Consider the following 25,474-nt stretch of genomic DNA (forward strand, 5'->3'; position numbering starts at 1 on the left):
AAACTCAAATTTTTAGCCTATTTATTTTATAATTTGATTTTAACTTTACCTTATCTCTATTTGTTAGATACTCTTCCACATCAAACAAGTTTTTCTTATCATAATCTTCCAACAACTTGTAATTCTTATGCTTTGTAATATCAAATTTATCTGACAAGAAAGGTCTTACTCCTCTTAGTTGGTATATACATTTACCACCATCCATTACAGTTATTTCATCTTGGCTCATAAGTTCCTTGCCAGTTTTTTGGTAATTTAGTCCAAAAGATTTTTGATTTGATCTTGTTTCTGATGTGTTATATAGGTCTATGGTTTCTTTTCCTAAGGTTTCTGATAATTCTTTTACTGTTGTTTTTTCTTTTCCTCCTAGAAAGAGTGTAGAGTCGCAGTTACCAACTATTGTATCTGCATGGTCTTTATAGATTGCTTTTAATTGAGATTGTGCTTGCAGTATTATGCTTGCTGATATTTCTCTTGAACGAATTGTCGCAATCAGTTTTTCAAATTTAGGAATCAAGCCAATATTTGCAAACTCATCTAGTAGACACCTAACATGAACTGGAAGTCTACCACCATACACATCATCTGCCTTGTCGCATAATAGATTAAATAGTTGAGAATACATTATTGAAACTACAAAATTAAAGGTATCGTCAGTATCTGATATTATTACGAATAAAGCAGTTTTTCTATCTCCAATTTTATCGAGTTCTAATTCATCTTCACTCATTAGCTCTCTAAGCTCTCTTATATCAAAAGGTGCTAGTCTTGCTCCACAAGATATTAAAATTGACTTGGCAGTTTTTCCTGCTGCCAGCTTATATTTCTTGTATTGCTTAACTGCAAAATGACTTGGATCTTTCTTTTCAAGAGTTTCAAAGAGCCTATCAATTGGGTTCATATAGGTTTCGTCATCTTCTCTAACTTCACTTGCGTCAATCATATCCAAAAGTGTCTTAAAGTTCTTTTCTTCTTCAGGTGCCTCATAATAGATATAACCGATGAGGGCAGTGTAATATAACTTTTCAGCCTTTACCCAGAAATCTTCTCCTGCCTTTTCTCCATCTCCCTTGGTATTAGCAATTATGGTTTGGACAAGCTTTAAAATATCTTTTTCACTTCTCAAGTATGCAAAGGGATTGTATTTCATAGATTTTTTAAAGTTTATTGTGTTTAATATCTTTATGTCGTAACCATTTTCATAAAGCATTTTTCCACATTCTAACACAAGTGTGCCTTTAGGGTCTGTTACTACATAGGAAGAGTGCATTTGCATTAGATTTGGCTTTACATAAAATCTTGTCTTACCTGATCCAGAACCACCTATTACTAATACATTTTTATTTCTAGCATATTTAGGATTTTTAGGTCTTGAGTTCATTGTTAGTCTTTCGGTATTAGTTATTAGTACATTGTTTTCAAACTTAGGATCAATATATGGAGCAATATCCTTACTTTCTCCCCATCTTGCAGATCCATACTCTTTACCTTGCCTATATTTCTTTTTATTTTTTCCTTTGCTATAAACAATTAACTTAACAAGACCAGCAACTGAAATACCTACTAACAAGTCACTTGGATTAAGGCTTGGTATATAAGATAAAGTTCCTATATCAGAAATTCCTACCATTAATCTATCAATAATATCTCCTCCTACATAAGAATTGATGTGCTTAGAAAAGATATTTCCAATGTAGAAGAATGATAGATAGGGAATGTTTGATAATATAAATTTCTTTGGGTTGTCTATTTTAATTAAGTTTTTAATATCAGAAAGAATGGCTTCTAATACCTTATTCATCGTATAAACCTTCGCTATCTAATAAAATTAGTAGGTAGTGTCTTCCCTTTGGTGTTATAAATGTTTGTATTCCTACAAGTGTACCTAGTGGATCAACCCATTCTTTTACTTCAAAATATCCCTTGTTCTTATCTGCATAAGGTAAGAGTTTCTTTTTCTTATCTCTATAAATTAATCCCTTATCCATTAAAAAACTTATAAATTGATTTTGTGGTATTCCTAACTCTTTGGCAGTATTTCTAAAGTTTGTAAGTAGGTTGTAATCTACCAATTTGTCATAATAATCTGCCTTTTGTCTTAATACTTCAATTTCTTCTTCTCTTTCAGCAATAATTCTATTAGCTACAAGAATTGCATCTGCAAGTAACTCTTCATTAGTTTTCTTTTCTTGCCCAGCTATATATCCTCCATTTTTTCTAATACTTGGTAAGACTTCTCTAGTTACCCAAGCTTTAAATATTTTTGCTTGTGGTAGTTTTGATGAAAGGATAAGTGAATACAATCCTGATTCATTAATTATTGAAATATTCTGTATTCCTCCAGGGGTGTTCCATTTCGTTACACCCTTATCTTCTTCATCTACATGGTCATAAACAGCTTTTCTTGGATTGACATATCCTAGCATAGTTGCTACTTCATTAGCTATAAAGAAAAACTCACCGTCTTTTTCTATAACAGTGAGTTTCCCAAAATTCTTATTTTCAAATGTTTTTAAATTACTTATCATAAGCTTTGCTCCTTATGTTTATTTTTAACTTTATCTTTGCCAATGGTATCCTTAGCCATATCTTTAAACTTATTTATAGTCTTCGTTATTGAATCTTTTCTATCTGCCTTTCTTTCAGAAGCCTTAACTGCTTTTTTAAAGGCGTGTTCCATTACCTTTATATCCTTAGATTGAAAAAACACAGAGTGGTTACCAGTTTCCTTATCTTTCATAACAGAAAACTTCACTCCGTGTTTATTTAAAATTTTCTTTAGTTCTTTTAATTCAGGATCCTTTAGATTAATTTCTTCTAACTGTCCCTTTTTAACCATATCCTTTAGCTTTACTTCTTCTCCATTATTTTTTATTACATTTTTCAAGCCTCCTTGTTCTTCTATTTGCTTGTGTACTTTCTTTAAGGCATCAAGAATTGCTTTACTTGTTGCTTTTGCAAGTCTTACTTCAAGATTAAGACTCGACCTAGATACTTCTTCATTAATCATCTATTCCACCTCCATATAAAAGTAACTCTTTGTATTTTCTTAACTTCTCTTGATGGATTTTTCTTCTAAAATCTTCTCCCGTAACTTTAACTGGTATTGTCATTTCAAGTATTCTTGAATATATTCTCTGATACTCAAGTTCAATATTAGGATTTTGAATAATTTCCAATGATAAGTTTGTAGTAAAAATTGTCGGCCTACCCTTTAAGTATCTTGAGTTTATCATGTTATATACTTGTTCTCTTGCATAAGATGTATCCCTTTCAATTCCAAGGTCATCTAATATTAACAATGGAATATTTGATAGGTTATCTATAATTTCGTTTGAATCAACCTTAAATGCAGATTTTTGTATTTGGTTTATAACCTCAGATAAATTCATAATCTTAACTTTAACTTGATTTCTTTCGATTAATTCATTTGCAATTGAACAAGCAAGATAAGTCTTTCCACTGCCAACATCTCCATAAAATAAAAGTCCAACATTGTCTTCCTTCATTTGTTCAAAATTTTTGGCGTAATTGTAAGCAACCTTGTAAGCTTGACCTTTTTCATTTAAGAATCTCTCAAAAGTATATTGGTGTTGGTTTGGTGATGAAAAACAATCTCTTTTTAGCGATGATATTCTCGTTAATATTTCTCTTTCTGCATTTTCCTTATCTCTTTTTATTTCACATTCACATTTAATTCTGGGAATAAACTTTGTAAATCCAAGGTCAAGTAATTCTCCATCGACTCTTTTACCACATACCTTACAATAAATATGTCCATTCCTTTCAACATCATTTTTTCTTAATACAAAATCTTTTAATCTTTTCATAAACTCTCTCCATAATCGTAATTCATTTTCCTTGTTGATTTGTCATTAATGCTTTTCGCCTGATCATTAAGATACCAATTAATTATCGTTGCCTTGTGATCTTGATACTCTCTGTTATTTGCTTTCATATACGATGATAATCTATCAATGTACTCACTAATTCTGCTCCCCAACTCATTTATTAAGTCTTTGTATTCTTCATCAGTCAAAAATATATTTTTATATATTCCATAAGGCTTTTGCCCTTTACTAAAATTATTCTTTCTTAACTCATTATTACTAATATTGTTATAGTTACATTCCGATTTTCGAAAATCTTGACTTTCGATATTCGAATCTCTTGAATTTCGATTATCGAACTTCTGGAATTTTGTTTTTCGAACTTCTTGATTTTTTAATTCCATATTATTAAATATGCTCATAAAGTCTTTAACATAAATTCTGTTAGGCTTTCCCAGTCCTTGTCTTTTCTTTTCAATCAGTCCTATTCCTGATTTAATATCAAGTTCAGCTATTAATTTATTTGCTTTTTCACTCGCACAATTAAATTGCTCTTTTATGCTTTCAATTGTGTAGTAAATAAAGACTTTTCCATCATCATCTATCCAACCATTTCTATATGAAAGACCCATTCGATTAAGCATATATGAATACAAAACTTTAGCTTCAATAGAAATACTCTCAAAAATTTCATCTTCCATTAATACCATAGGTAACCTAATGAAGTTATACATCTCAGATTGCCTATTATAAAAATAATCAAAATTCATTCTTACCTCCTTTCTTTAAATTAAAAAAGACGACAGAATATTGCTTTCTATCGTCTAAGATTGTCTAATATTTATTTTTCTTTAAATTGATTTTATTGTGTAGTTTAACAATTCTAACAATCCAATAATGTATACACCTAATTTAGGTAATCCAAATGGGCTAAATAAAAATGCTATGATTAGTGATTCAAATACAACTTGCTTGTCTCCTTGAAATATGCTAGCTAATCCTATTATAAAAATTAAAGTTGAAACTACGCCTAACAGCGCAGTGCTCAAACTTAATATAAAAGTTAAAAAAGCTATTAGCAAGCTCAATACTAATCTTACTGGAAATAAAATTATTCTAATTATCCATCTCATACATACCTCTAAAAATTAAACTGGGATTCATAACAAACCCCAGTTTCATAATTAGCGTGTCCTTTAATATAATTTTGATCCTGCTGGAATATTATCATCCAACATTATTAAATTAAGTTTTTCTTCTCCGTCGTACTCACAAATTGCAGATATAATCATACCTTCTGAGTTGATTCCCATCATCTTACGAGGAGGAAGATTACAAATCGCAAGTAGTGTCTTTCCAATTAAGCTCTCTGCGCTGTAATATTCCTTAATACCAGATAAAATAACTCTTTCTTTATCAGAACCATCATCTAATGTAAATTTCAATAGTTTTTTTGACTTTGAAACTTCTTCGCAGTTCTTAACTTTTACAACTCTAAAATCAGACTTTGAGAATGTATCAAAATCAACCATATCTTCAAATAATGGCTCTACTTTTACTTTTGAAAAGTCGATTTTTTCTGTCGTAAGTTTGTCGTAAGTTTCGTAAGTTTCTTTTGACAAATCCCTATTTTCTGCCTTTTCTAAGCCTGTTGGCTTCATTGTTGGGAATAATATTATATCTCTTATGCTTGGTTGATCAGTTAATAACATTATCATTCTATCGACACCAATTCCCAAACCACCTGTTGGAGGAAGACCAACTTCTATTGCATTAATAAAGTCGCTATCCATTGGATGAGCTTCTTCATCTCCCTTTTCATGTTCACGAACTTGGGCTTCAAATCTTTCTCTTTGGTCTATTGGATCATTAAGTTCTGAAAAAGCATTAGCAAATTCCCATGTATTAATAAAGGCTTCAAATCTTCTTGTAAGTCTTGTGTCTTTTGGATCCTTTTTAGCAAGTGGTGAAATATCTACTGGATGACCAGTTATAAATGTTGGTTGAACTAATTTTTCTTCACAGAATGTTTCAAAAAATTCTGATAAGATTTTACCCCAGCTTGATCCTTCTTCGACTTCTACGCCTTTTTCTTTTGCAAGTTGTTGAGCTTGTTCATCCGTTTCTACCTTGTCAAAATCTACCCCTGCATATTCTTTAACAGCTTCAATCATTGACATTCTTCTCCATGGTGCTTTTAAAGAAATTTCTGTGCCTTGGTAAGTTATTTTATCTGTTCCTAAGACTTTTTGAGCTGCGTATTCAAAAATATTTTCTGTTATAGCCATCATTTCATCCATGTCAACATAAGCTTGATAAAGTTCTATGTTAGTAAACTCAGGATTATGTCTAGTGTCCATTCCTTCGTTTCTAAACATTTTTCCCATTTCATAAACCTTATCAAAACCACCAACAATTAATCTTTTTAAAAATAGTTCATTGGCGATTCTAAGTTGCATATCAATATCAAGAGTATTGTGATGAGTTAAGAATGGTCTAGCATTAGCTCCACCAGCTACTGTACCAAGGATTGGTGTTTCAACTTCAATAAATCCTTTATCATCAAGGTATTGCCTTATCGCTTTTATAATCTTAGTTCTCTTTAAAAATACTTCTTTAATTTCCGGATTAACTATTAAATCTACATATCTTTGTCTGTATCTTAAGTCTGGGTCCTTAAGTCCGTGGAATTTTTCCGGTAAAATTTGAAGAGATTTAGAAAGAAGATCAAGTTTTTCTGCATTAACTGTAACTTCTCCAGATTCAGTTTTGAAAACTTTACCCTTAACTCCAATTATATCTCCCATATCAAGACCCTTAACGTCTTCATAATTTTCAAGAAGGACATCTTTTCTAGCAAAAACTTGAATACGTCCCTTGTAATCTTGTAAGTCCAAAAAACAAATTTTGCCGTGTCTTCTTTTACTCATCACACGACCAGCGATACAAACATCTTTCCCATCAAATTCTTCAAAATTATCTTGAATATCTTTTGAATAGGAGTCTACATCATATTTTTCAAAAATAAAAGGATCTTTATTTTCTTTTCTCAATTCTTCAAGTTTTTGTCTTCTCATAACAAGAATTTCATTTAGATTATCTTTATTTGTATTTTTCATAGTTCCTCCTAAAAACTAATGGCACAAACTTTATACTTTATAATTCCGTCAGGGATTTCTATTTCAGTTATATCTCCAACTTTTAATCCTATAAGTCCAGCACCAACTGGAGATTCATTAGAAATCTTTCCTGATAATGGGTCTGCTTCGGCAGATCCAACTATGGTATATTCATCTTCATCCCCTGAATCTAAATCTTTAACCACAACAGTTGAACCAACATTAACCATATCGTGGTTTAAATCTTTTTCATCAATAACTTTGGCATTTCTTGCCATCATTTCAAGTTTTGCTATTCTTTCTTCAACGTAAGCTTGTTCATTTTTAGCTTCATCGTATTCGGAATTTTCGGACAAGTCACCATATCCTAAAGCAACCTTAATTCTTTCAGCAACTTCTTTTCTTCTGACAGTTTTTAAGTATTCGATTTCATTTTCGATTTTTTCCAAACCTTCAGGAGTAAAAAATATATCTTTATCCACTAATATCTCTCCTCTATTGTATAAAAAATAAGGCGCTAAACGCCTAATAGTCAATTTAATGTAATTAATTATAGTAAATGTAGCCCTAAAAGTCAAGAATCTTTTAAATTATCGCATTTGTTCCCTATATTCTTCCAAAATTTTTACGACTTTTGTATAATCATTTTCAACGTTTAATTTATTCCTAATTTCTTTAGAATTTTTTAAATTTTTTAAATAATAAGCATAAGTTTTTCTCATATTTAGGATTGCCTGTCTTTGTCCCTTATAATTAACTTCCAAATATAAATGCCTTAATAATATATCAATCCTCTGATTAAAATTTAATTCTTCATATTTTTCACCCTTTAAAGCTTTTTTAATTTGTGAAAAAATAAAAGGATTTTCAATTGCACCCCTACCTATTGCTATACCATCAACATCATATTTTTTTATTTTATATAAAGCATCTTCAACAGTTAAAATATCCCCATTACCTATAAGAGGTATAGTTAAGAATTTTTTGATCTTAATTAAATATTGCCAATCACTTTTATTTTTATAATATTCTTCTCTTGAGCGTGGATGAACAGTAACTGCAAAGGCTCCTGCATCTTGGGCTGCCCTAATTATATCAAGAGATAGGGTGTTATCGAAAGATTTTCTAGTCTTTATACTAATTTTCTTATTTGAATTTTTAACTGCACCCTTAACCAATTCATAAACTAGGTTTGGATTTTTTATCAAGGCTGATCCGCAACCATTTTTTACAATTTTAGGAGCTGGACAGCCCATATTAATATCTATATAAGAAAAATCAAAATCATTTAATAAATATGAAGCTTTAGAAATAGATTCTACATCAGAGGCAAAAATCTGAACACCTGTATTTTTTTCTCCAGGAAATTTTTGCAGAAGTTCAAGAGTTTTTCTGTCATTAAAACACAAGGCCTTTGCAGAAACCATTTCTGTAACTGCATGGTCAAGTCCATTTTCATAGATTAATTGTCTAAAGGCTCTATCAGTATATCCTGCCATTGGAGCCATAAAAAATTTAATCAAAATATCACCTAATTATTCATATCGTATATAATTTTTAAACCTTCCAAAGTTAAATCTCTATTTATAATTATATTATACTTAGAATCTGAACATAAAAGATTAGAAAAACCACCAGTAGCAACTATTGAAACTTCATCATTTCTCCAATTTTTATTTTCTAATATTTTTTCTATAATTCCATCAAGCATAGTTGTGTAACCATAATAAAGACCTGACTGTATTGCACCGACTGTATTTGGTGATATTAAAACCTCAGGCTTAATAATTTCTATCTTGGGTAGTTTGGAAGTTCTTTGGAAAAGAGCTTCTGATGATATTCCTATACCTGGAAGAATCATTCCACCAAGATAATTTTTATCTTCATCTATTATACAAAAAGTCATTGCAGTTCCAATATCAATAATAATTGCCGGTATTTTATAGAGTTTAATAACCGCAACAGCATTTACTATCCTATCTGCTCCTACTTCCTTAGGGTTATCATAATTAATATTAAGTCCTAATTTAAGCTCTGAGCTGACGAAAGTCGGCTTTTTATTGAAGAACTTAATAGACATTGAGGATAAGGTATGAGTTAAGTTTGGCACTACTGATGAAATTATTACATCATATATGACAGATGGGTCTATATTTGAATGAGTTAATGAATTCATGAAAATCAATCCATATTCATCGCTAGTTCTTATCTTATCAGTTGAAATTCTGAAATCATGAACTAACTCATTATCTTTATAAACTCCATATACAATTGTCGTATTTCCTACATCAATTACTAATAACATTTTTATCACCTTCAAAATTTTATATTAATTAATACCCCAAAAAGTAAAATCAAATTATTTAAGTTAACTCTATTGACATTTAGGTAAACATTAAATACAATAATTCAGGGAGGTATTTATGAGAATTAAAACAAAAGACTTAACTAAAACAGCACTTTTGGCAGCACTTATTGCCATAGGAGCCTTTATCAGTATTCCTATTGGACCCATACCCTTCACTTTACAAAACTTTTTTGTTTTTATGGCAGGCTTATTACTTTTACCTGAATATGCAGCCTTAAGTGTATTATCCTATGTCCTGCTAGGACTTGTTGGATTGCCAATATTTTCCGGATTTAAAGGGGGTATAAATTACATATTCTCACCTACTTTTGGATTTTTAATAGCCTTTATAATAGGTGCCTTTGTAATTTCTAAACTAGCTCACGGAAAAACAAAATTTACAGAAATTTTAATAGCTCTTATTATTGGAGAAGTTATTTTTTATGCAATTGGTCTTCCTTACATGTATGTCATTCTTACAAAAGTGGTAGGAACTCCAATGACTGCATCTAAAGTATTTACAGTTGGGATGATTCCTTTCTTAATTCCCGACTTAGGAAAAGCTATTATTGCAGCTTTAATTGCTCCAAAGATTAGAAGAGCTTTATAAAATACTTATACTTTATACTTCATTGACTGCTTATGCAGTCTTTTTTTATTCTTATTTATTATATCAAAACTTTTAATAACTACAATTTTTAATTATATATTTTTTACAAATCATGTTATAATATTTGACAAGGAGGTTATCTATGAATAAAAACCGTAATAATAAACCTCACGGAATAATAAAATTATCAAGTATTTTTAAAATTTTACTTCTATTAATTCTCGCAGTTATTATCTTTGTAGGAACAATAGTTACAACCCTTGTTTTAGGTATTTTTAAAAAATCACCAGAAATTGACCCTACAAATTACAGGACTATAATGGCTGAAACATCGAGAATTTATTCTGATGATGACCAGCTAATACAAACTTTGGTCGACGATGAATTCAGTGAGTTTGTACCTATGGATAAATTCCCCAAATATTTATCCAATGCCTTTGTGGCAATTGAAGATGAAAGATTTTACGAGCATAATGCTGTTGATTTTAGAAGAGTTTTAGGGGCTTTAGTCCATGATATAAAAACAAGGTCCATGGAGCAAGGTGCCTCAACAATAACAATGCAGCTTGCTAAGAATCTATACACGTCTTCTTCTAAAAGTATTCCAAGAAAATTAACAGATATTTATTACGCTTATCAAATTGAAGCTAATCTTACAAAACCACAAATCTTGGAAGCCTACCTAAATTGTGCATCTTTTTCTAAAGGTACTATTGGAGTTGGAGCTGCTGCTCATTCTTTTTTCGATAAGGATGTTTCGGACTTATCTTTGGCAGAATGTGCCCTGCTAGCTGGGGTTACTAATAGACCAGAAGAATTCACTCCTTATAATTATGCTGAAATTCAAGCAGAGGATGACCCTGAAAATGTTCAGGTAGTTTTAAGACCTAATGTTAATTCCAACTATGAAAATCCAGAAAATTTAATTAATTTTTCTGAAAAGTTAATGGAACTTGGAAAAATTGATAGTTTTGATTTGATTCAAATTAAAAACAATACCTATATTCCATATAAGGCAGTATTTAATCCTAATGCCAAAACAAGGCAAGCTCGTGTTTTGAAAAAAATGTTTGAGCAAAAGCTCATTACTGAAGATGATTATAACAAAGCTTTAAATGAAGATATAACAATAAAAATTGGAAAAAGGCGTGAATATGGAATTTCTTCCTTTTACACTGATTTAGTTCAAAAAGAAGTTAAGGGAATACTTTTAAAACTTGGTTATAGTGACGAGGAAGCGCACAACAAGCTATTCAATGGAGGTCTTAAAATTTATACCCCCATGAATATGGAAATTCAAAAAATATTAGAAGAAACCGTTGCTGACCCACAATATTATAGAGGTTCATTCACAGATAAATCTGGTGTGGTCCAACCTCAAGTAGCCTGTGTTATTATTGACCAAAAAACTCATGAAGTTAAAGCTCTAGTTGGCGGTCGTGGAGTCGGTGGTGGCCAACTATTAAATAGAGCAACAGTGAAAAGACAGCCTGGTTCTTCTATCAAGCCAATTTCAGTTTACCTTACAGCTTTTAATAATGGTACTACTGCTGGTGATGTATTTTTAGATTCACCAATACCTAAAAGTGCTGGCTTCAATAACCCACCGAGAAATAATGCAAATTCTTATCGTGGATGGACAACAGTTAGAAACTTAGTAATCAGATCCTCTAACGTTGGTGCTTTCCAAGTATTAAGAGATATTTCTGTAGATAAGAATTCAAAAAGTAATAAGTTTTCAACTTATCCTAAAGTATATAATGATGAAGAATCAATAAATAAAGTAGTAGATACTCTTGAAAGTATTGGAATAACATCTATAGTTAAACCAGACCCATCTAAACCAAACACCATACTGACAAATGATATGAGTTTCTCTCCTCTTGCACTTGGTGGTATGACTCATGGAATAAGCCCCTTACAAATGGCTGGAGCATATACAACTCTTGCTGATGAGGGTAAATATTCGAAACCTATTTTAATTAGCAAGATTCTTTCTAATAATGGCGACACTATTTACAAGGCTGACGTTGATGAAAAGGAAATTACTTCAAAGCAAAATGCTTATATTTTAACTGATATTTTAAAAGATGTTGTAAAAAGAGGTACTGGTAGAAATGCAAGTTTCAGAGGAATGCCAGTAGCCGGAAAAACAGGTACAACTACTGATAAAAGAGATGTTTGGTTCTGTGGTTATACTCCTTACTACACAGCTTCTGTTTGGATTGGATGTGACAAAAATCAAACCTTGCATTTTGGTTCTGATAGAGCTGCTTACCTATGGAAGGAAATAATGAAAAAAGTTCATGAAGGTCTTGATGATAAAGATTTTGAGGAACCTGACGGAATTTATACAAAATATGTAAATGGCAGAAGAGAACTTTTCGCAGATGGAACAGAACCTCACTACACAAGCAAGTTGTATTGGGATGATAATGATGATGACGAAGAATCACAAAAGCCTAAAAAGAAAAAATCAGACAACAATAATAACAACATTGATAAAAAGAATGAAAATTCAAACGATGAAAATTCTCATAAGAAAAGAAAGAGAAGAAAATCTGATAACAATAATAATGTAAATTCAAACTCTAATAATAAAGATAAGAAGAATTAATACTTTTTAAAGACTCATGAAAATCTAAACTTTCATGAGTCTTTATTTACAATAATTTATGTATACTTGAGCTTAATAGTGTTATTATAATCCCAGCAAAAAAATTACCTAAGATTATAACTAATAAAGACTTTTTTGTGTTTAAGTTAAATAGACCTGCTAACAAAGACCCAGACCAAACTCCTGTTCCCGGTAAAGGTATCATAACAAAAATAAATAAGCCTAATATACCTGAATTCTTTATTTTACTCCCCTTTATCCTAATCCTAGTTTCTAATTTTTTTATATAGATACTAAATTTATCCTTCTTTTTAATTTTTTTGATGATTTTATTTACAAAAAAAATAATAAAAGGTGAAGGTATTATTGATCCTAAGAATGCAAAGGTAAAACTTGTTATATATTTCAAATTTAATGATATACCAAAAGGTATTGCCCCTTTCAATTCCAAATATGGAAGCATTGCCAAAACCATTACGGCAAGTTCTCTTGGTAAATACATCTCAATTATTTGGGCTAATGAATCAAACATTAATATTTTCTCACTTTCATTAGAGTTTTTTAAATTATATCACATAAAAATTAATTTTCTATAAAGAAAACCCCAACTAATGTTGAGGCATTCAAAAATTTAGGCTCTAAAATATCTGTTGGAGTGTAAATCTGTAACAGATATTTTTATGTAAAAAAAATTGACTTGTACTCATTTAGTCCTAAACTTAAAATAGCAAAAAAATAAATCTTAGAGGTACTCATACTAACATAAAGACTTTAAAGAGAAATTGTTTTGGTATGAAATATTTCAATTTTTTTAGAAAAAGAATTATGTTTGCTTGTAGTAGTGTTAGGAAAACGGGAAATTTTCGCAAAGCCCTAGGAGTTTTGTTTGCTATCTTTATTTTTAGTAGTATTTCCTTTATTTTACTTTTGTTATCCTATTAGCGTCTAAGTATTGATTTTTAAATGAAAAGAGAGACTCGAATTAACGAGCCTCCCCAATATTTGACATAGAGCCAAAATTAAATATTTATTTATCTTCTAATGGACTGTCTTTTTCTTGAAAAGTATCTTTATCGAGTGCTGCATCTTGAAGAATACTTTCTTCTTGTTGGTCTTCTTGTTTTTTTACAATTTCTTTATTTTTTTCATCATCTGCATAGAAAATTTCTAAGAATTCCTTTCTGTAGACAGTTTCTTTTTCTAATAAAGCGTTAGAAAGTCTTAATAACTTAGGCATATTTTCTTTCAATATATTTCTACATTTTATATATGCTTCATTAATAATTCTTGCTACTTCTTCATCAATTTCAGCTGCAGTCCTTTCTGAATAAGGTCTTTCACGGCCTAAATCTCTGCCAACAAATATTTCATTATCACCTGAGTCATAATTAATTGTACCAAGTCTATCACTCATACCATATGTCGTAACCATAGACCTCGCTATTTGTGTAGCTCTTTGTATGTCATTAGATGCTCCAGTAGAAATATCATCTAAAACTAAAGATTCTGCCACACGTCCGCCTAATAATGATACGATTTGTGACTCCATCATACCCTTAGTTACGAAGGAAGCATCATCCTCAGGAGCATATGCTGTAAATCCTCCAGCTTGTCCTCTAGGAATTATAGTAATCATATGAACTGGATGCTCTTCTGGTAAAAATTGTGACACTATAGCATGACCTGATTCATGAACAGCTGTCAATTTTCTTTCCTTATCTGAAACTACTCTTGATTTTTTAGCTGGTCCTGCTTGAACTTTTATAGAAGCTTCGTTAACATCTTCCATTGTTATTCTTGCGTTGCCATTTCTAGCAGCAAGTAAAGCTGATTCATTCATAAGATTTTCCAAATCTGCTGGAGTAAATCCAGGTGTTCTCCTTGCAATAAGTCTTAAATCAACATCTTCTGCAAGCTTTTTACCTTTAGAATGAACTTTCAAAACTGCTTCACGAGCACGAATATCAGGCTTACCAACATAAACCATCCTATCAAATCTACCTGGTCTTAATAGTGCAGGGTCAAGTATATCCTGCCTATTTGTTGCTGCCATTACAATAACGCCCTCGTTAGTTCCAAATCCATCCATTTCTACTAATAATTGGTTAAGGGTTTGTTCCCTTTCGTCATGACCTCCGCCAAGTCCAGCACCACGTCTACGACCTACAGCATCAATCTCATCTATGAAAATTATGCAAGGTGCATTTTTCTTAGCAGCTTCAAATAAATCACGAACTCTCGATGCTCCAACACCTACAAACATTTCTACGAAATCTGAACCACTCATTATAAAAAATGGAACTCCAGCTTCTCCTGCTACTGCACGAGAAAGATAAGTTTTACCGGTTCCTGGAGGGCCTACAAGTAAAACACCCTTAGGTATTCTTGCCCCCATTTCAGTAAATCTTTTTGGATTCTTCAGAAAATCAACAATTTCTCCAAGTTCTTCTTTTTCTTCAACTAAACCTGCAACATCCTTAAAGGTAATCAATTTTTTTGAATCTTTATTGATTAACTTAGCTTTAGATTTTCCAAATGATGACATCTTACCTCCACCACTATTTTGTTGCATAATCCTATACCAAATAAATATCAGTGCACCTATCATCAAAAATGATGGGATGAGGTCAAAATAAAAAGGTGTTACTTTTTTAGGTTGCAGATTATATTTAATTTCACCCTTAGAAACCTTATCGGAAATATATGAATTAAAAAGGTCTTGTGAGGCTGAATCAGGTAAAAGTGTTATAAATCTTGTGTCATCTTTCAATTTAACATGAGCTATGGTATTAGTACCTTCTTCCATGGTAATAGATACAACATTATTATTTTTTAATTCTTGTACAAACTCAGTAACACTTTTTTCCTCAACAGTTTGTTCAGGTGGTCTAAAATATCTAATTGTAGCAAATAATAAAATGATTAGGACAATATAAAATATTGTTCCCCCCATTCTTTTTTTCAAAATATATCTCCTCCTCTATTTATGAAGAATACTTTCATCAAGGACACCAATATATGGTAATGATCTGAATTTTTCATTATAATCCATACCATATCCTACAACGAATTTATCCTCAATTTCATATCCAATATATTTGACATATATATCAATTTTTCTTCTCTTGGGTTTTGAAAGTAAAGTAGTAATAGCAACGCTATTAGCTGCCCTACTCTTAAAAAGGTCTGTCAAATATGATAAAGTTAAACCTGTGTCAATAATATCTTCTACAAAAAGTACATCTTTACCTTCAATATGTGTAGAAATATCCTTTAGTATCCTAACTTCCCCTACATATGTTGTTCCGCTATATGAAGAAACATCCATAAAATCATATTCTAAATCCAGATCAATTTCTCTCATTAAGTCAGCCATAAAAGGAACAGCTCCTTTTAAAATACCCACCAATATAAGTTTTTTACCCTTATAATCGTTGCTTATAATTTTACCTAATTCTTGAACTTTTTTTTGGATTTCTTCCCTAGTAAAAAGAATTTCTTTAATTTCTGTCATCTTTTACCTCCATGTTAAGAATATTTTTGCTAAATTCAGTAATTTTATATTTATCATTTATTCCATATCCGATGACCCAAATAATATTTTCATCATCGCAAATAAGCCCGATAGAGTCCCTTTTTTCCCTATCAATTTTCTTATCTATAAAAAAATCTTTTAATTTTTTATTTGATTTCATACCCATTGGAGTAAATCTATCGCCTTTTTTTCTTGAACGAACATATAAATTACCCTTTATTTTATCTTTATCAATAGAAACGTTAAATATATCTTTTTTATAAATATTATCCTTAAGTGTAATTATACCAAAATCACTATGATTATCTCCACAATTTAAATACAAAGATTCATAATTAATTTTTTGATACTTTTCTATTAATAGTTTATTATAAGAGATTCTAGCCCTAATATTTTTTGATATATCTATAGATGTTCCAGAATTCTTAAACAATAACATATAAATATCAATTATGATTTTTCTTGTTACAAAAGAAGGAAAATTTTCTTCTAAAAATTTTTTAATCACTTCTTGGCAAATAAATTTATCAAGAGTTTTAAGATAAGTTACATTAAAATAATCATCTTTAAAAGAATTTCTATATTCTTTTTCTATGATAGTATCAAGATAGATTTTTTCTTCCCTGGCATTAATAGATAATCTATTTAGCGTATTAACTATATTGGGATTAAAATATTTTTCAATATAAGGTATAAGCTCAATCCTTATGCGATTTCTTGTATAGTCACTTTTTAAATTAGTTTCATCAATCACATATTTAAGATTATTCTTATTTAAATAATCCTCTATCTGATACCTTGGGATATTTAAGATAGGTCTTACAATATTATTATTAAATTGTAAGATTCCTGCCAAACCTTTTACCCCAGTTCCTCTAAAAATCCTTGTAAGAATAGTTTCAGCTTGGTCATTTAAATTATGAGCAGTAAGAATTTTTCTGCCATCTGCATTCTCTTTAAAAAATTCATATCTTAGAAAACGACCGGCTTCCTCAGCACTCATATTATTTTCCTTTGCGTATTCATTCATATTAACATGTTTTATATTATAATTAATATTAAACTTTTTGCAAATATCTATTACAAAATTTTCATCATTTTTTGCATTTTCTCTGATACCGTGATTTACATGACAAACTAATAAATCTAAATTAAATTCTTTCTTCAAATCTATGACATTGTAGAGAAGATACATAGAATCAGGACCTCCTGAAATTGCAAGAAGCAGTCTATCATTTTTTTCTATGGTTTTTTCTTCTTTAATTTTATCATAAAAAATTTTATCCATTATTTTATCCTAATAATAAAAACAAATAAGGACCCATAAAAAGGTCCTTATACTCAAATTAAAATCTATTCCTTGACCTGTTACCCTTAGTCTTTTGTTTTTCCCTAGATCTTTTTTGTTCCAATTTTTCGTTACTATCTTTTAAAAACTTGGCTAATTTATCTTCAAACTCAGTATTTATACCAACCTTTTCAGTATTTATCTGTACAGGCTTTTTTTCAATGCAGGCTTTGATTGATAAAGCTATTTTACCCTTATCATCAATTGAAAGAACTTTTACTTTCACATTTTGACCAGTTTCTAAAACATCAGAAACATCCTTTACGAAAGTATCAGAAATTTCCGAAATATGTACTAAACCTGTCAATCCGCTATCTAAATTCACAAAAGCACCAAACTTAGTTAGATTTGATACCACACCTTCTACAACATCGCCTACAGCTAAGCTCATAAACTATTTATCCTCCTGTTAATTTTGCCTATGGAGATTAAAAGAACTTCCTTTACTCTTGTCAATATACACAATTTCCCTAGGTTTTACCATTCCCAAATCATCTCTGGCAACTTTTTCAACAAACTCAATTGTATCAGCATTGTTAATTTCCCTCTTTAAATTTTTGATATCATTATTTAAACTACTAATCTCTCTACGATTTTCAGACAATATCTCTAGTTTTTGGTTTCTTAATCCAATTGATTTACTCATAGAGAAAGCAAAGTATATAAGAGTAATCAAGATAATGATTGCATAAATTAATGGGAAGCTTTTTCTCCTAGTTCTCATGTCTAACCTCCAAGTTAATTATTACAGAAAAGCGAAGAATTGTAAAGATATAAATTAAAAATTTTTAACATAAATATCTCTAAGCATGTAGAAAATAACTATAATCAAAACAATAAAAATGAAAATCAAACTTAAATCTTCATTTTTTCTTAAAGTTAAAAAAGTAATGATAATTCCTGTTGCAAACAAAAAAATAAAAGAAATGTTTGAAAGATTTGACAATTTAATTTATCCTTTCATAAATAGATGAAGCTTCATCTTTAGAAACATTGTCATTTACAGATAATACCTTAACTAAAATCTCTTTAGTACCAAGCTTAATTTCAATAATATCGCCAATCACAACTTCATCACCAGCTTTGGCAATTTTCTCATTAATTTTAATTAAGCCTTTATCACAGGCAGATTTTGCCACAGTTCTTCTTTTTATAATTCTAGAATTTTTTAAATACTTATCTATACGCATAATTTTTAAAAAAAAGAAGGCACAAAGGCCTTCTTAGTTAAGATTACTTATTAACAGCTTCTTTAAGGGCTTTGCCTGATCTAAATACTGGTGCTTTAGAAGCAGGAATCTTGATAACTTCTTCTGGGTTTCTTGGATTTCTTCCTTCTCTAGCTTTTCTTTGTCTAACTTCAAAAGTTCCAAATCCAACTAATTGAACCTTTTCACCTTTTGCTAAAGCTTCTTCAACTGAAGCTAAGAAACCATTAAGAGCCTTTTCAGCATCTTTTTTAGTTAAACTGCTTTTTGTAGCTATGCTTGCTACTAATTCTTGTTTGTTCATAACATCCTCCTCGAAGATTAATATTTTTATAGTCTTTATAATCTATAAAATAAAGAGCATTCCAGCCTGCTCTAAAAGTAAGACTGTATAAATTATAACCTAAGTTTAGTCTTTTTTCTAGACCTAATTGAAAAAAATCCCTATTTTATCTCATTTTTTCTAATATTTTTTCAAAAATATCATATTTATTATAATATCCTTCAATATTTGCCAACTCACTTAATAAAATTGCATAAAAATAAAACTGAAAAGCTGTATCATCATCATTATTATCGAGATTTTTTATAATATCCCTTGCCTTGTCTTTAATAAATTCAAAGGATTTTTTGTCATAAGACAAGTTTGTCTCATCTATAAAATTTAATAATGCTTTTTTCATTTGACCATAAATAAATCTCTCACTTCTTGGAATATATAGAGCACATCTGTGATTGATATCCTCAATTCTAGATAATTCAAATACTTTACAATTTACAAGGTATTGAGATTTTAAGCCAGCATCTTTGATAAAAGTTACATCACTTTGTGGTGGATAAATTTCTTGAAGTTTTAAAGAAACATCCGAAGCTATACGCCTGTTATAAATCTGAGTTATAATGATATCCATATCAGGGTTTAAATCGTAAATATTAAAATCATAATCGAGAAATAAAAGACCATCAACAGCATCTCTACCAACAGCACTTAAAATTGGTTCAATAAAACTTATACCACTTGTTATCGTTGTTTTAGTATTCTTTCTTAAAAGTTCAACTGTCTTTTCAGCTACAAAAGGATTACCTGGAACAAAATAATTTATTTCTCCCCACTTATTTTCCTCCTCAAGTAAAGACGATACAATTTCATTATAAACATCCTCGAAAGATTTGTTCTCATCTTCCTCATAAACATAATCAAAAGAAGAATAAGATATATTATTATCTTTAAAATAATTGACAGCATCAAGCTTGTCCGTTCTCAAAAAATTTTTTTTACCATTATTAATAATTTTAAGAGCTTTATAAGTTAAATCATTCTCATCAGTTGCTCCTAAGCCAACTACATTTATCATAAATTCTCCTACATCATATATTTTTATCTTATTATATAAGATGGTTAATTAATTTTCAAATTTAACTGCATGATCAAATTTATTAACATTAATATTTACCAATATAGTGAATACAAAAATAGGAGACTAAGCCCTAGTCTCCCTAAATATAATATTATCAATTTTAATTAAATAATTTATACAAGTTCCAAAACTGCAACTTCAGCTCCGTCACCACGTCTTGGTCCCATTTTAATTATTCTTGTATAACCGCCGTTTCTGTCAGCATATTTTTCGGCTAATTCATTAAAAACCTTAGTTACTGTATCTTCGTCAAAAATATATGCGAGTGCTTGTCTTCTTGCGTGAAGATCTCCTCTCTTTCCAAGAGTAATCATTTTTTCAGCAATTCTTCTTGTTTCTTTAGCTCTTGTAACAGTTGTTACAATCTTTTCTTCTCTTAGAAGTGAGGTAACAAGATTTCTTAACATAGCACGTCTGTGGCTAGAATTACGGTTAAGTTTTCTTTGTACTGCCATTAGTACCTCCTTTTAATCTTCTTCAGTTTTCAGAGATAGATTCATTTCTTGTAATTTAGAAACCACTTCTTCCAAAGATTTTTTACCAAGGTTTCTAACTTTCATCATATCTTCTTCAGTTTTATTTGTCAGTTCCCCAACAGTATTGATACCCGCTCTTTTTAAGCAATTGAAACTTCTTACAGATAGGTCTAATTCTTCAACTGTCATCTCTTTAACTTTTTCACTTTGGTCTTCTTCTTTTTCAACCATAATATTAACTTCATCAACATGATTTATAAGACCAATAAATAAGTCTAAATGTTCTGTTAAAATTTTTGCTGCCAATGATGTTGCTTCATCAGCTTTCATTGAACCATCTGTTGTAACTTCAAGAATAAGTCTGTCATAATCTGTTCTTTGACCTACCCTTGTGTTTTCAACTTTCCAATTAACTTTTCTAACCGGAGAATAATTTGAGTCCACCGGTATTATTCCAATTTGAGTTACTTCATCTTTTTTTAATTCAGAAGGCTCATAACCACGACCTTTTTCTACTGTCATTTCAATATAAACATCTGCATCTTCATTTAAAGTTGCAATATGATGGTTAGGATTTACAACACTTACACTGGGTTCAAGAATAATATCTCCAGCAGTTATTTCTCCTTTACCTGATTTTTCTATAATTAGCTTTACAGGTTCATCATTTTCCATTTTGAAAACAATGGATTTAACATTCAAAATAATTTCTGGAACATCTTCTAAAACTCCTGGAATAGTGTCAAATTCATGTTCCACACCACGAATATTTATGAATGAAACAGCAGCCCCTGGTAGAGAGGATAAAAGAACTCTTCTCAAAGAATTTCCAATAGTAATTCCATATCCACTTTCAAGGGGTTCCACTATAAATTTTCCGTATTTTCCGGAATCATCCAGCTTATCAATAGTAATTTTAGGCTTTTCTATTTCTATCATGGGTACCTCCTCTAGTTTAGTAATATATTACTAACTAATTCCATTAAACTCTTCTACGTTTTGGCGGTCTACATCCGTTATGTGGAATTGGAGTTACATCTTTTATCATGGTAACTTCAAGGCCTGATGCTTGTAAAGACCTTATAGCAGCTTCTCTTCCGCTACCTGGACCTTTTACATATACATCAACAGATTTTAATCCATGTTCCTTTGCCTTATTAGCTGCTTCAGCTGCAGCTTCTTGAGCTGCAAATGGTGTTGACTTTCTAGAGCCCCTGAATCCTAATTGACCGGCACTTGCCCATGAAATTACATTTCCGTTTGTGTCGGTTAAAGTAACCATAGTGTTATTAAATGTAGAGGCTATATGAGCTTGACCTTTTTCAATATTTTTACGAGCACGACGTTTTACACGAGTAGCTCTTTGTTTTTTTGCCATTTATATATACCTCCTTACTTCTTCTTTGCAATTAATTTTTTAGGACCTTTTCTTGTCCTTGCATTAGTTTTGGTCTTTTGTCCTCTTACAGGAAGACCGGCTTTATGTCTACGACCACGATAGCAGTTGATTTCACGAAGTCTTTTGATGTTCATAGCAACATCTCTACGCAAATCACCTTCTACATGGTATTTTTGAATTTCATCTCTAATTCTTCCAAGTTCAGCTTCTGTTAAATCTTTAACTCTAGTGTCAAAATTAACATCTGCATCCTTTAGAATTTTTTGTGATCTGCTTCTACCAATACCGAAAATATAAGTTAAGCCAATCTCAACTCTTTTTTCTCTTGGTAAGTCCACACCGGCTATTCTTGCCATAATCTACCTCCTTAGCCTTGTCTCTGTTTATGCTTGGGATTTTCGCAAATTACCATTACTTTTCCTTTTCTTTTGATAATTTTGCATTTTTCGCACATTTTCTTTACTGATGGTCTAACCTTCATTGTAACCTCCTTACGGGATTATTTCTTTCTCCATGTAATTCTTCCCCTAGTTAGGTCATAAGGTGAAAGCTCAACTGTCACCTTATCTCCAGGAAGAATTCTTATATAATTCATTCTCAATTTACCTGAAATATGGGCAAGTATAATGTGTCCATTTTCAAGCTTAACTTTGAAATTAGTATTCGGTAATGCGTCAACAACTACGCCTTCTACTTCAATTACATCTTCTTTAGCCATATATAGGTATCCTCCTTTAGCTATAAGATAACAGAACTCTTCTAATATAGGCATCATTGAAATTTTCAACGTCCAACTCAACTACTGCCTTATATATATAAAGATGTTTTACCTTTTTCCTTTTAGGTTTACATAGCTTTCTTAATTTTCCATCAACAAGGTAGACATATTTATCATCAATAATGTCCAAAATGATAAATATTTCTCCCTCATCTCTACCTTTTTTGGATCTTACAATTTGTCCCCTTTCAAGAGATATTGTCCTCTCCATTATTTCACCTAACTTAGACCTTGAACTATATCGTCAAATACCTTCTTTATATCACTTTCTCCATTAATATTAAGAAGTAAATCTTGAGCCTTATAATAATCAATCAATGGAGCTGTTTGTTCAAAATAAACTTTAATTCTAGTTTTAACAGTATTTTCGGTATCATCATCTCTTTGAATTAGCTTTTCATGACAATTATCACAAATGCCATCTTCTTTAGGAGGATTATATTTTATATGGAAAGTGCTGCCACATGATTTACATACACGTCTACCAACAGCCCTTTCAATAAGGATTTCTGGTTTAACATCAATATTTATAACTTTAGTCAAGGACTTATCTTGTCTATCTAAAATTGCATCAAGGCTAACTCCTTGAGCTACTGTTCTAGGAAAACCATCTAAAAGAAATCCATCTTTACAATCATCCTTTGCCAGCCTATCTTCAACTAAATCTATAACTAATTCATCAGGAACTAGAAGTCCTTTATCCATATACGATTTTGCTTTTTCTCCTAGTTTTGTATGATTTTTAATATTTTCTCTAAAAATATCACCTGTTGAGATATGAACTATATTATATTTCTTAACGATAAAATCGGCTTGCGTACCCTTACCGGCCCCTGGAGGACCTAATATAACGAGTCTCATAATTCCTCCTATTTTCTTAAGAATCCTTTGTAGTTTCTCATTAACAATTGTTGCTCAAGAACTCTTGTTGTTTCTAATACTACACCAACTACGATAATAATACTTGTTCCACCATAATTAAATTGAAGATTTGAAATCTTTGTTAATATTGTAGGTAATACTGAAAGTATTGCAAGTGCAATTGCTCCCGGTAATACTAATCTATTTAATGACCTTTGTAAATACTCACTAGTCGGTTTACCTGGTCTTATTCCTGGAATAAAACCACCGTTTTGTTGCATATTCTTTGAATATTCCACTGTGTTAAATTGAATTGTAGTATAGAAAAATGTAAAGAATATAATTAATATTACTGAACATAATACATAAATTACTACACCAGGACCACCTGATGGTGATAACCATTTTGTAATCCAATTTCTAGTAGCTTCATTTTTAGTAAACATAGCTACTGTTGATGGTATTGCTAATAGTGAGTTAGCAAAGATAATAGGCATAACTCCTGTTAAAAGAACTTTAATAGGAATATGTGTTGCTTGACCTCCATACATCTTACGTCCTACTACTCTTTTTGCATATTGTACTGGAATTCTTCTTTCACCTTCATTAAGAATTACAACAAACACACAAATTGCAATAGCTAAAACTAAGAATATCCAAAGATATATAGAGCTAGCAAGTCCAGCTCTAACACGAGCTATTGATTGGAATATATCAACAGGAAATCTTGCTACGATACCAGCAAAGATTAATATTGAAATACCATTTCCAATTCCATGTTCTGTAATTTGTTCACCAATCCAAATAAGAATTGTAGAACCAGCTACTATAGAAATTATAATTGTAAAATATTCCAAGTAAGTTGTTGCATTAACAGCTTGTCTAAATATTCCAAAAGTATATCCTACTGCTTGTACAGCAGCAATTGCTATTGCAAGATATCTAGTATATTTTGCTATAGCTTTACGACCTGTATCTCCTTCTTTTGCTAAAGCTTCAAGTGAAGGGATAGCTATTGTTAAAAGTTGAAGCACAATTGAAGCTGTAACATATGGATATATATTACAAGCAAAAATTGTAAAGTTTCTAAAATTTCCTCCTGCCATTAAATCCATAAAGGCAAAAAGAGAAGCATTTGCACCGTTAAATAATTGCTCAATTACTGAAGTGTTCATAAAAGGAACAGCAATATGACTTCCTAATCTATAAAGTAGAAGCATAAAAAGTGTAAAGAGCATTTTCTTCCTCAATTGAGGAATTTTCCAAGCATTTTTAAAGGTGGAAAGCATTAAATCACCTCAGCCTTTCCTCCGCAGGCCTCAATTTTTTCTTTAGCTGACGCAGAGAAATGGCTTGCTTTAACATTAAGTTTTACGTTTAATTCTCCGTTACCTAAAATTCTTACTCCATCTTTTGCTTTTGACTTTTTAACTAAACCTTCTTGTATTAAAAGATCTTTTGTTACTTCTGTTCCTTCTTCAAAACGATTCAAATCAGAAACATTAACTGCTTGTGTTTGCTTTTTAAATATATTTGTAAATCCTCTTTTTGGAAGACGTCTAAATAAAGGCATTTGGCCACCTTCAAAACCTGGTCTTACTCCACCACCAGACCTTGAATTTTGACCTTTTTGACCTCTACCAGAAGTTTTACCAGTTCCAGAACCAATACCTCTACCAATTCTTTTTCTAGCTTTAACTCCACCGCCTGCTGCCGGTTTTAAGTCATGTAATTTCACTGGGCACACCTCCTCATTCTTCTACTTCAAGCATATATTCAACTTGTTTTATCATTCCTCTAATTTGAGGAGTGTCATTTTTTTCGACTACTTGTCCTAATTTATTAAGACCAAGAGCCTTAATAGTTTTTCTATGAACTGGAATTTTTCCTATAGGGCTTTTAACTAATTTTATTTTTAAAGTACTCAT

General features: G+C 30.8%; 32 protein-coding genes. 2 read left to right on the forward strand and 30 right to left on the reverse strand.

Features of this window, described 5'->3' with window-relative positions; all coding sequences use genetic code 11:
• Positions 1-4: 4 nt before the first annotated feature.
• The 10 genes from F594_RS0101835 to F594_RS0101880 all read right to left on the reverse strand — a co-directional run bounded on the left by F594_RS0101835 (position 5) and on the right by F594_RS0101880 (position 9,254).
• Positions 5-1,801, reverse strand: coding sequence for a VirD4-like conjugal transfer protein, CD1115 family (locus F594_RS0101835; RefSeq protein WP_019034352.1), 1,797 nt, complete (start codon positions 1,799-1,801; stop codon positions 5-7).
• On the reverse strand, positions 1,794-2,528 hold the full coding sequence (locus F594_RS0101840) for a phage antirepressor Ant (RefSeq protein ID WP_019034353.1): 735 nt from the start codon (positions 2,526-2,528) through the stop codon (positions 1,794-1,796). Before F594_RS0101840 ends, F594_RS0101835 begins: the two co-directional genes overlap by 8 nt.
• Positions 2,525-3,010 carry a PcfB family protein gene (locus F594_RS0101845; protein WP_019034354.1) on the reverse strand — a complete coding sequence of 162 codons (486 nt, stop codon included), beginning with the start codon at positions 3,008-3,010 and terminating at the stop codon, positions 2,525-2,527. The genes F594_RS0101840 and F594_RS0101845 overlap by 4 nt, the downstream gene beginning before the upstream one ends.
• The gene (locus F594_RS0101850; RefSeq protein ID WP_019034355.1) at positions 3,003-3,830 is read right to left on the reverse strand and encodes an ATP-binding protein; all 828 of its coding nucleotides are present in this window, start codon (positions 3,828-3,830) and stop codon (positions 3,003-3,005) included. The genes F594_RS0101845 and F594_RS0101850 overlap by 8 nt, the downstream gene beginning before the upstream one ends.
• A complete protein-coding gene (locus tag F594_RS0101855) occupies positions 3,827-4,600 on the reverse strand; it encodes a replication initiator protein A (RefSeq protein WP_019034356.1) in 774 nt (257 codons plus the stop codon). The genes F594_RS0101850 and F594_RS0101855 overlap by 4 nt, the downstream gene beginning before the upstream one ends.
• An 81-nt stretch (positions 4,601-4,681) precedes the next feature.
• Positions 4,682-4,963 (reverse strand): CD1845 family protein, encoded by a 282-nt coding sequence (locus tag F594_RS0101860; protein WP_019034357.1) that lies wholly within the window; start codon positions 4,961-4,963, stop codon positions 4,682-4,684.
• Positions 4,964-5,026: 63 nt separating this feature from the next.
• Positions 5,027-6,949, reverse strand: coding sequence for a lysine--tRNA ligase (lysS, locus tag F594_RS0101865; RefSeq protein ID WP_019034358.1), 1,923 nt, complete (start codon positions 6,947-6,949; stop codon positions 5,027-5,029).
• An 8-nt stretch (positions 6,950-6,957) separates the two neighbouring features.
• Positions 6,958-7,431, reverse strand: coding sequence for a transcription elongation factor GreA (gene greA, locus F594_RS0101870; RefSeq protein WP_009346032.1), 474 nt, complete (start codon positions 7,429-7,431; stop codon positions 6,958-6,960).
• Between the two features lie 108 nt (positions 7,432-7,539).
• Positions 7,540-8,472: a tRNA dihydrouridine synthase gene (locus F594_RS0101875; protein ID WP_019034359.1), complete on the reverse strand. Its 933-nt coding sequence runs from the start codon at positions 8,470-8,472 to the stop codon at positions 7,540-7,542.
• 8 nt (positions 8,473-8,480) lie between these two features.
• The gene (locus F594_RS0101880) at positions 8,481-9,254 is read right to left on the reverse strand and encodes a type III pantothenate kinase (RefSeq protein ID WP_004824861.1); all 774 of its coding nucleotides are present in this window, start codon (positions 9,252-9,254) and stop codon (positions 8,481-8,483) included.
• A 118-nt stretch (positions 9,255-9,372) separates the two neighbouring features.
• Here F594_RS0101880 and F594_RS0101885 point away from each other — a divergent pair, with 118 nt between their 5' ends.
• Both F594_RS0101885 and F594_RS0101890 read left to right on the forward strand, forming a co-directional pair.
• Positions 9,373-9,906: a biotin transporter BioY gene (locus tag F594_RS0101885; protein WP_019034360.1), complete on the forward strand. Its 534-nt coding sequence runs from the start codon at positions 9,373-9,375 to the stop codon at positions 9,904-9,906.
• Positions 9,907-10,048: 142 nt separating this feature from the next.
• Entirely contained in the window at positions 10,049-12,523 is a 2,475-nt protein-coding gene (locus tag F594_RS0101890; protein ID WP_009346038.1) for a transglycosylase domain-containing protein, read from the forward strand.
• Between the two features lie 46 nt (positions 12,524-12,569).
• On the opposite strand, the gene F594_RS0101895 is transcribed toward F594_RS0101890, so the two are convergent.
• From F594_RS0101895 to rpmD, 20 genes are all read right to left on the reverse strand, one after another.
• Positions 12,570-13,055, reverse strand: coding sequence for a COG2426 family protein (locus F594_RS0101895; protein WP_009346041.1), 486 nt, complete (start codon positions 13,053-13,055; stop codon positions 12,570-12,572).
• A gap of 495 nt (positions 13,056-13,550) precedes the next feature.
• On the reverse strand, positions 13,551-15,488 hold the full coding sequence (gene ftsH / locus F594_RS0101900) for an ATP-dependent zinc metalloprotease FtsH (protein ID WP_019034361.1): 1,938 nt from the start codon (positions 15,486-15,488) through the stop codon (positions 13,551-13,553).
• A gap of 15 nt (positions 15,489-15,503) precedes the next feature.
• Positions 15,504-16,037 carry a hypoxanthine phosphoribosyltransferase gene (gene hpt, locus F594_RS0101905; RefSeq protein WP_019034362.1) on the reverse strand — a complete coding sequence of 178 codons (534 nt, stop codon included), beginning with the start codon at positions 16,035-16,037 and terminating at the stop codon, positions 15,504-15,506.
• Positions 16,024-17,346, reverse strand: a complete 1,323-nt coding sequence (tilS, locus tag F594_RS0101910) for a tRNA lysidine(34) synthetase TilS (RefSeq protein WP_019034363.1) — start codon at positions 17,344-17,346, stop codon at positions 16,024-16,026. The genes hpt and tilS overlap by 14 nt, the downstream gene beginning before the upstream one ends.
• Positions 17,347-17,404: 58 nt before the next feature.
• Positions 17,405-17,797, reverse strand: a complete 393-nt coding sequence (locus F594_RS0101915) for a S1 RNA-binding domain-containing protein (protein WP_004824875.1) — start codon at positions 17,795-17,797, stop codon at positions 17,405-17,407.
• An 18-nt stretch (positions 17,798-17,815) separates the two neighbouring features.
• Complete coding sequence (locus tag F594_RS0101920) at positions 17,816-18,130, reverse strand: FtsB family cell division protein (protein ID WP_004824851.1); 315 nt, start codon at positions 18,128-18,130, stop codon at positions 17,816-17,818.
• Between the two features lie 223 nt (positions 18,131-18,353).
• Positions 18,354-18,596 carry an RNA-binding S4 domain-containing protein gene (locus tag F594_RS0101930; RefSeq protein ID WP_019034365.1) on the reverse strand — a complete coding sequence of 81 codons (243 nt, stop codon included), beginning with the start codon at positions 18,594-18,596 and terminating at the stop codon, positions 18,354-18,356.
• A gap of 43 nt (positions 18,597-18,639) precedes the next feature.
• Positions 18,640-18,936 (reverse strand): HU family DNA-binding protein, encoded by a 297-nt coding sequence (locus F594_RS0101935; protein ID WP_255348614.1) that lies wholly within the window; start codon positions 18,934-18,936, stop codon positions 18,640-18,642.
• A gap of 127 nt (positions 18,937-19,063) precedes the next feature.
• Entirely contained in the window at positions 19,064-19,969 is a 906-nt protein-coding gene (locus F594_RS0101940) for an SAM-dependent methyltransferase (protein WP_019034366.1), read from the reverse strand.
• A gap of 176 nt (positions 19,970-20,145) precedes the next feature.
• The gene (gene rplQ / locus F594_RS0101945; RefSeq protein ID WP_004824815.1) at positions 20,146-20,487 is read right to left on the reverse strand and encodes a 50S ribosomal protein L17; all 342 of its coding nucleotides are present in this window, start codon (positions 20,485-20,487) and stop codon (positions 20,146-20,148) included.
• 12 nt (positions 20,488-20,499) lie between these two features.
• Entirely contained in the window at positions 20,500-21,447 is a 948-nt protein-coding gene (locus F594_RS0101950; protein ID WP_004824798.1) for a DNA-directed RNA polymerase subunit alpha, read from the reverse strand.
• 43 nt (positions 21,448-21,490) lie between these two features.
• Positions 21,491-21,886 (reverse strand): 30S ribosomal protein S11, encoded by a 396-nt coding sequence (rpsK, locus tag F594_RS0101955; protein ID WP_004824807.1) that lies wholly within the window; start codon positions 21,884-21,886, stop codon positions 21,491-21,493.
• Between the two features lie 14 nt (positions 21,887-21,900).
• Complete coding sequence (gene rpsM, locus F594_RS0101960) at positions 21,901-22,263, reverse strand: 30S ribosomal protein S13 (protein WP_004824824.1); 363 nt, start codon at positions 22,261-22,263, stop codon at positions 21,901-21,903.
• Between the two features lie 11 nt (positions 22,264-22,274).
• Complete coding sequence (gene rpmJ / locus F594_RS0101965; RefSeq protein WP_004824776.1) at positions 22,275-22,388, reverse strand: 50S ribosomal protein L36; 114 nt, start codon at positions 22,386-22,388, stop codon at positions 22,275-22,277.
• A gap of 18 nt (positions 22,389-22,406) precedes the next feature.
• On the reverse strand, positions 22,407-22,625 hold the full coding sequence (infA, locus tag F594_RS0101970) for a translation initiation factor IF-1 (RefSeq protein ID WP_004824847.1): 219 nt from the start codon (positions 22,623-22,625) through the stop codon (positions 22,407-22,409).
• 16 nt (positions 22,626-22,641) lie between these two features.
• The gene (locus tag F594_RS0101975) at positions 22,642-22,896 is read right to left on the reverse strand and encodes a KOW domain-containing RNA-binding protein (protein WP_004824854.1); all 255 of its coding nucleotides are present in this window, start codon (positions 22,894-22,896) and stop codon (positions 22,642-22,644) included.
• Positions 22,897-22,904: 8 nt separating this feature from the next.
• Positions 22,905-23,546, reverse strand: a complete 642-nt coding sequence (locus tag F594_RS0101980; protein WP_004824785.1) for an adenylate kinase — start codon at positions 23,544-23,546, stop codon at positions 22,905-22,907.
• Positions 23,547-23,554: 8 nt separating this feature from the next.
• Positions 23,555-24,835 (reverse strand): preprotein translocase subunit SecY, encoded by a 1,281-nt coding sequence (secY, locus tag F594_RS0101985; RefSeq protein ID WP_009346092.1) that lies wholly within the window; start codon positions 24,833-24,835, stop codon positions 23,555-23,557.
• Positions 24,835-25,284: a 50S ribosomal protein L15 gene (gene rplO / locus F594_RS0101990; RefSeq protein WP_004824835.1), complete on the reverse strand. Its 450-nt coding sequence runs from the start codon at positions 25,282-25,284 to the stop codon at positions 24,835-24,837. Before rplO ends, secY begins: the two co-directional genes overlap by 1 nt.
• Positions 25,285-25,297: 13 nt before the next feature.
• Entirely contained in the window at positions 25,298-25,474 is a 177-nt protein-coding gene (gene rpmD, locus F594_RS0101995; RefSeq protein ID WP_004824843.1) for a 50S ribosomal protein L30, read from the reverse strand.

This window comes from Peptoniphilus lacrimalis DSM 7455, assembly GCF_000378725.1.
GTDB classification, from domain to species: domain Bacteria; phylum Bacillota; class Clostridia; order Tissierellales; family Peptoniphilaceae; genus Peptoniphilus_A; species Peptoniphilus_A lacrimalis.